General features: G+C 61.4%; 5 protein-coding genes. 2 read left to right on the forward strand and 3 right to left on the reverse strand.

Annotation, left to right across the window (positions count from 1 at the left end):
• Window positions 1-14: 14 nt before the first annotated feature.
• Complete coding sequence (locus B7L09_RS19020; protein WP_094470147.1) at window positions 15-1,394, reverse strand: DUF2868 domain-containing protein; 1,380 nt, start codon at window positions 1,392-1,394, stop codon at window positions 15-17.
• Window positions 1,395-1,479: 85 nt separating this feature from the next.
• Here B7L09_RS19020 and B7L09_RS19025 point away from each other — a divergent pair, with 85 nt between their 5' ends.
• Entirely contained in the window at window positions 1,480-1,992 is a 513-nt protein-coding gene (locus tag B7L09_RS19025; protein ID WP_094470148.1) for a dihydrofolate reductase, read from the forward strand.
• 120 nt (window positions 1,993-2,112) lie between these two features.
• Here the strand turns inward: B7L09_RS19025 and B7L09_RS19030 are convergent, their stop codons facing one another.
• Window positions 2,113-3,504: an L-cystine transporter gene (locus B7L09_RS19030; RefSeq protein ID WP_094470149.1), complete on the reverse strand. Its 1,392-nt coding sequence runs from the start codon at window positions 3,502-3,504 to the stop codon at window positions 2,113-2,115.
• Between the two features lie 242 nt (window positions 3,505-3,746).
• Between B7L09_RS19030 and B7L09_RS19035 the strand changes: the two genes are divergently transcribed.
• Window positions 3,747-4,802, forward strand: coding sequence for an HAD family hydrolase (locus tag B7L09_RS19035; protein WP_094470150.1), 1,056 nt, complete (start codon window positions 3,747-3,749; stop codon window positions 4,800-4,802).
• Between the two features lie 185 nt (window positions 4,803-4,987).
• On the opposite strand, the gene ilvD is transcribed toward B7L09_RS19035, so the two are convergent.
• Window positions 4,988-6,829, reverse strand: a complete 1,842-nt coding sequence (ilvD, locus tag B7L09_RS19040; RefSeq protein ID WP_094470151.1) for a dihydroxy-acid dehydratase — start codon at window positions 6,827-6,829, stop codon at window positions 4,988-4,990.
• Between the last annotated feature and the right edge of the window lie 28 nt (window positions 6,830-6,857).

The following is a 6,857-nucleotide window of genomic DNA, read 5'->3' on the forward strand; positions in this document are numbered from 1 at the left end:
GNGNTTTNCAGGNNTTAGTCATGACCGGTCTCCAGCCAGTTCACAGGCACACAATCGGCGAACGGCAGGTCCAGCTGTTGCAGCGCTATGTGCCAGTCGCCGAGGCGTTCGGCATCCAGTGCTTCGCCGGGCGGCGCTTGCAGCAACCACACGCGGGTCGCGGCGGCGCTGCGTGCCAGCTCGGCGATCAGCGCCAGGCTGCCACGGTCGGGCGAGCGCCGTGGGTCGCAAGCGATAGCCAGGCGCGCGGGCGGGAAGCGGGTGAGTTGTTCCAGCAGTTTGTTGCGCGATTCGCGGGTGTCGAGGATGCCGGCGTTTTTCACGCTGGCCGGCAGTTTGGGCGGCCAGGGGTGCTGATCGTCNAGCTCGATGGCCACCAGCAACGCGCCGTCGCTTTGCTGCTCACTGACGCCCCTTTCGACACGATGCAGTTGCGCAGGTGCGGCATCACTGATGCCGAGGCGTTCGCTGGTGGGCATCAGGCGTTCGCGCAATTGGGCGTAACCGGGCAGGTTCAAATCCAGGCGCAAAGCGGCTTGGCCGGAGGTCCAGCGCCAGCGGCAGAACAGCACCAGCACCAGACGCGGCAACACGCCGTAGACCAGCAACACGCCCACCAGCCATGCGGCCCAGGCTTGGCGAGCGCTTTCGATGTTCAGGGCGGAATCGCCGCTGGCGCGGATCATCTCCACGCTGGGCACGCTGAAACCGAGCAGGGCTGGCAGGGCGCCTAGGGCCTGGGTCATGGCGACGAAGGTGTCGCCACGCAGAATGGTGGTTTCCCAGACAAAGCCGTAGCGTCGGGTTGCCATCAGCATCAGCACGATAACCAGCGCACTGAGCAACGCCAGCAACCACAAGCCGTTGACCAGCACGCCGACCGCCCAGCGATTGAGTTTTCGGCGCTGTAACAACAGCAGCAACGCCGGCGCCAGTTGCGCGGCCTTGGCATCACGCGCGAGTTTTTCGCTGAGCCACAACCACAGGCGGCCGAGGCTGGCGCTGTGTTCGCCGGCAAACAGCAGGCCCAATGCCCAGCTCAACAGCAGAATCAGATTGAGCCCCAGCAGACTGCCCAGGGCCCAGAACACATTTACCGGGGTCTGGCCGTCACCCAGTGCGGCAAACGCAAGACCAGCGCCGCTGACGACGGCGAGCACCGCCATCACGATCAGCGCCAGTCGCGCGCCTTGCAGCCAGTGTTTGAGGGCGTCGGCCAAACCATCGCGCTCGGCCAGCCACACGGCCCGGCGCTGAATGCGCATCGGCAGNTCGCCGCCGGCCNNGCGGGCCAGGCGGTTGGCTTCCAGGTCTTCCAGCGGGCCGGCGTGTTCTTCACGCAGGCGCACCGTCTCGGTCAGCCAGAGGTTTTGCAGTGGAGTCAGTTCAGTCACGCGGCATCCCGTCGCTCAAATGAGCTGTGAGCATAACCGCTGTGGCGCTTATCGGGGTACGGGAGGCTCTGGTATCCTCGCTGGCATGACTAAATCACTCCCTTTAAGCCTGATCGCAGCCCTCGGTGAAAACCGTGTGATCGGCGTCGACAACAGCATGCCCTGGCATTTGCCGGGGGATTTCAAATACTTCAAGGCCACCACGCTTGGCAAGCCGATCATCATGGGGCGCAAGACCTGGGATTCGCTGGGCCGACCGTTGCCGGGGCGCTTGAACATCGTGGTCAGCCGTCAGACCGACTTGGTGCTGGAAGGTGCGGAGGTTTATCCGTCGCTGGAGGCCGCCGTGGTTCGCGCGCAGGAATGGGCGAAGGAGCAGGGCGTCGATGAGGTGATGCTGATTGGCGGCGCGCAGTTGTATGCGCAAGGGCTGGCGCAGGCGGATCGGTTGTATCTGACCCGAGTGGCGCTGAGCCCGGAAGGGGATGCGTGGTTTCCGGAGTTTGATGTGGGGCAGTGGAAACTGGTGTCGAACATTGAGAATCCGGCTGTGGATGATAAGCCGGCGTACAACTTCGAAGTCTGGGAAAAAGCCTAAAAGCATCGCGGGCAAGCCCGCTCCCACAGTGGTCGAGGTGAAACACAAATTATGTGAACACCTGCGATCCCTGTGGGAGCGGGCTTGCCCGCGATGAGGCCCGCGCAGACAATTACAGTCTTAAGCGTGCGCCAACTCCGCATGCTCATCGGCATCCAGCAGTTCTTTATCCGTCTGCTGCATGATCTGGCTGGTAATCGCCCCGGCCGTGATCGAACCACTCACGTTCAACGCCGTGCGGCCCATATCGATCAGCGGCTCAACCGAAATCAGCAACGCCACCAATGACACCGGCAAGCCCATCGCCGGCAGCACGATCAACGCGGCAAACGTCGCACCGCCACCCACGCCGGCCACACCGGCCGAACTCAAGGTCACAATCGCCACCAGGGTCGCGATCCACAGCGGGTCCAGCGGGTTGATGCCGACAGTGGGCGCAACCATCACGGCCAACATCGCCGGGTAGAGGCCCGCNCAGCCGTTCTGGCCAATGGTCGCGCCGAACGACGCGGCGAAACTGGCGATGGATTGCGGGATGCCCAAGCGGCTGGTCTGCGCTTCGATGCTCAGTGGAATCGTCGCCGCGCTGGAGCGGCTGGTGAAGGCAAACGTCAGCACCGGCCACACTTTACGGAAGAACCGCAGCGGGTTGATCCCGGCCAGGGACAGCAGCAGGCCGTGCACCACAAACATCAGGCCCAGCGCCAGGTACGACACCACCACAAAACTGCCGAGCTTGATAATGTCTTGCAGGTTGGAACCGGCGACCACTTTGGTCATCAGCGCCAGCACGCCGTACGGCGTCAGCTTCATCACCAGGCGCACCAGGCGCATCACCCAGGCTTGCAGGGTGTCGATGGCGTTGATTACTTTCTGGCCTTTTTCCACGTCATCCTTGAGCAGTTGCAGCGCGGCAACCCCCAGGAATGCAGCGAAAATCACCACACTGATGATCGACGTCGGCTTGGCGCGCGCCAGGTCGGCGAACGGGTTCGCCGGCACGAACGACAGCAGCAATTGCGGGATATTCAGGTCGGCGACCTTGCCGGCGTAATCGCTCTGGATCACTTGCAGGCGCGCCATTTCCTGGGTGCCGGCCACCAGGCCTTCGGCGGTGAGGCCGAACAGGTTGGTCAGGCCGATGCCGATCAGCGCCGCAATCGCCGTGGTGAACAGCAGCGTGCCGATGGTCAGGAAGCTGATCTTGCCCAGGGACGAGGCNTTGTGCAGACGCGCCACGGCGCTGAGGATCGAGGCGAACACCAGCGGGATGACGATCATTTGCAACAACTGCACGTAACCGTTGCCCACCAGATCGAACCAGCCGATCGAGGCTTTCAGCACTGGGTTGCCGGCACCGTAAATCGTGTGCAAAGCGACACCAAACACCACGCCCGACACCAGCGCGAGCAGGACTTTTTTAGCTAAGCTCCACGTCGTGTGACGGGTTTGCGCCAAGCCAAAGAGCAGGGCGAGGAATACCAGCAGATTGAGGATCAGCGGCAGATTCATGTGAACTCCGAAAGTGACTTGTGCCAGCCACCTTCCGGGGCAGCTGCGGATCGCGAAGCCTAACAGCTTGATTTCCAATGAATTAATATCAAAAAAGTCTGATAACTGTCGTTTTTGGAATAAGCCGGTGTCGCTGTCGGGGATGCACTTGGCGCGAAAGGGACGCGAGCGGTCGCTGGCAGGCGAGAGCTGTCACACTTATTTGTTAGCGTCGATATCTTTGGATCAGGGAGAAACCGCCGATGAAACTCGCACCGAAATTTCTCGCAGCAGCACTCTGTCTTGGCCTCGCCGGTCAGGTCTTCGCCACGGATTTGAAACACTGGCCAGCCGATCAGGCCAAGGCGCTGGACGCGATGATTGCGGCCAACGCCAACAAAGGTAACTTCGCGGTGTTCGACATGGACAACACCAGCTACCGCTATGATCTTGAAGAGTCCTTGCTGCCGTACCTGGAAAACAAGGGCCTGATCACCCGCGACACCATGGACCCNTCCCTGAAACTGATCCCGTTCAAGGACACCGCTGAACACAAGGAAAGCCTGTTCAGCTACTACTACCGCCTTTGTGAAGTCGACGACATGGTCTGCTACCCGTGGGTGGCGCAGATCTTCTCCGGCTTCACCCTTAAGGAACTCAAAGGCTACGTCGATGAGATGATGGCTTCCGGCAAGCCAGTGCCGGCGACCTATTACGAAGGCGATGTGGTCAAGAACCTCGACGTGCAGCCACCAAAAGTCTTCACCGGCCAGGCTGAGCTCTACAACAAGCTGATGGAAAATGGCATTGAGGTCTACGTGATGACCGCCGCGTCCGAGGAACTGGTGCGCATGGTCGCTGCCGATCCGAAGTACGGCTACAACGTCAAACCCGAGAACGTCATCGGCGTGAGCACCCTGCTCAAGGACCGCAAGACTGGCGAGCTGACCACCGCACGCAAACAAATCACTGCCGGCAAATATGACGAGAAGGCCAACCTGGGCCTGGAACTGACCCCTTACCTGTGGACCCCGGCGACCTGGATGGCGGGCAAGCAAGCGGCGATCCTGACCTACATCGATGAATGGAAAAAACCGGTGCTCGTGGGCGGCGACACCCCGAGCAGCGACGGTTTCATGCTGTTCCACAGCGTCGACGTGGCCAAGGGCGGCATCCACTTGTGGGTCAACCGCAANGACAAGTACATGACCCAACTCAACGGCATGATGGCCAAGCACGCAGCGGCCCAGGCCAAGGAAGGGCTGCCGGTGACGGCGGACAAGAACTGGGTGATCGTCAAGCCTGACGAGATTCAGTAAGACCGAAGATCCAATGTAGGTGCGAGCCTTCTCGCGAAGACGGTGGGTCATTCAGCATTGATGTTGACTGACCCGGCGCTTTCGCGAGCAGGCTCGCTCCCACAGTTGATCTCCATTGGCTGAGGGATTTTGGTCAAAAAAATGCCCCGCACTTGGCGGGGCATTTTTTGTTCGGCAGTTAAGGTTTACAACCCGTCGAGCATCGCCTTGTTACGCACAGCACCCTTGTCGGCGCTGGTTGCCAGCAGGGCGTAAGCCTTCAGTGCAGTGGTCACCTTGCGTGGACGTTTTTCCACAGGCTTCCAGCCTTTCTGATCCTGCTCGACACGGCGTGCAGCCAGTTCTTCATCGCTGATTAACAGGTTGATCGAGCGGTTCGGAATGTCGATCAGCACTTTGTCGCCATCCTGCACCAGGCCAATCGCGCCACCGGCAGCGGCTTCTGGAGAAGCGTGGCCGATGGACAGGCCCGAGGTGCCGCCGGAGAAACGGCCGTCGGTCAGCAGGGCGCAGGCTTTGCCGAGGCCTTTGGATTTGAGGTACGACGTCGGGTAGAGCATCTCTTGCATGCCCGGGCCGCCTTTCGGGCCCTCGTAACGGATGATGACGATGTCACCTTCTTTGACTTCGTCGGCGAGGATGCCGCGTACCGAGCTGTCCTGGCTTTCGTAGATCTTGGCGCGGCCTTCGAACACGTGGATCGACTCGTCCACGCCAGCGGTTTTGACTACGCAGCCGTCGAGGGCGATGTTGCCGTACAGTACGGCCAGGCCGCCTTCTTGGGAGTAGGCGTGCTCGACACTGCGGATGCAGCCGTTTTCACGGTCGTCGTCGAGGGTGTCCCAACGGGTCGACTGGCTGAACGCGGTTTGCGTCGGGATGCCTGCCGGGCCGGCCTTGAAGAAGTGATGCACGGCTTCGTCGGTGGTCTGGGTGATGTCCCATTTGGCGATGCCTTCGGCCAGGGATTTGCTGTGCACGGTCGGCAGGTCGGTGTGCAGCAGGCCGCCGCGGGCCAGGGAACCCAGGATCGAGAAGATCCCGCCGGCGCGGTGCACGTCTTCCATGTGGTACTTCTGGATGTTCGGCGCGACTTTGCACAGTTGCGGCACGTGGCGGGACAGACGGTCGATGTCGCGCAGGTCGAAATCGATCTCGGCTTCCTGGGCGGCGGCCAGCAAGTGCAGGATGGTGTTGGTGGAACCGCCCATGGCGATGTCCAGGGTCATGGCGTTTTCGAACGCCTTGAAGTTGGCGATGTTGCGCGGCAACACCGACTCATCGTTCTCGGTGTAGTAACGCTTGCACAGCTCGACGATGGTGCGGCCGGCTTGCAGGAACAATTGCTCGCGGTCGCTGTGGGTGGCCAGGGTAGAGCCGTTACCCGGCAACGCCAGGCCCAAGGCTTCTACCAGGCAGTTCATCGAGTTGGCGGTGAACATGCCGGAGCACGAACCGCAGGTCGGGCAGGCGCTGCGCTCGTATTCCGCGACCTTCTCGTCAGAAGCGCTGGAATCGGCGGCGATGACCATGGCATCGACCAGGTCGAGGCCGTGGGAGGCGAGCTTGGTCTTGCCGGCTTCCATCGGGCCGCCGGACACGAAAATCACCGGGATATTCAGGCGCAGGGAGGCCATCAGCATGCCGGGGGTGATCTTGTCGCAGTTGGAGATGCACACGATGGCGTCGGCGCAGTGGGCGTTGACCATGTACTCCACGGAATCGGCGATGATCTCGCGGCTCGGCAGCGAATACAGCATGCCGTCATGGCCCATGGCGATGCCGTCATCCACGGCGATGGTGTTGAATTCTTTGGCTACACCGCCGGCGCGTTCGATCTCGCGGGCGACCAACTGGCCCAGGTCCTTGAGGTGGACATGGCCGGGTACGAATTGGGTGAACGAGTTGGCAATCGCGATGATCGGCTTTTTGAAGTCGTCATCTTTCATCCCCGTGGCACGCCACAGTGCGCGCGCGCCGGCCATGTTGCGGCCGTGGGTAGATGTTTTCGAGCGGTAATCAGGCATTGGAGCACTCCGGGCGGCTAATCAAGTA

The sequence above is a fragment of the Pseudomonas mandelii genome, from assembly GCF_002251635.1.
GTDB classification, from domain to species: Bacteria; Pseudomonadota; Gammaproteobacteria; order Pseudomonadales; family Pseudomonadaceae; genus Aquipseudomonas; species Aquipseudomonas mandelii_B.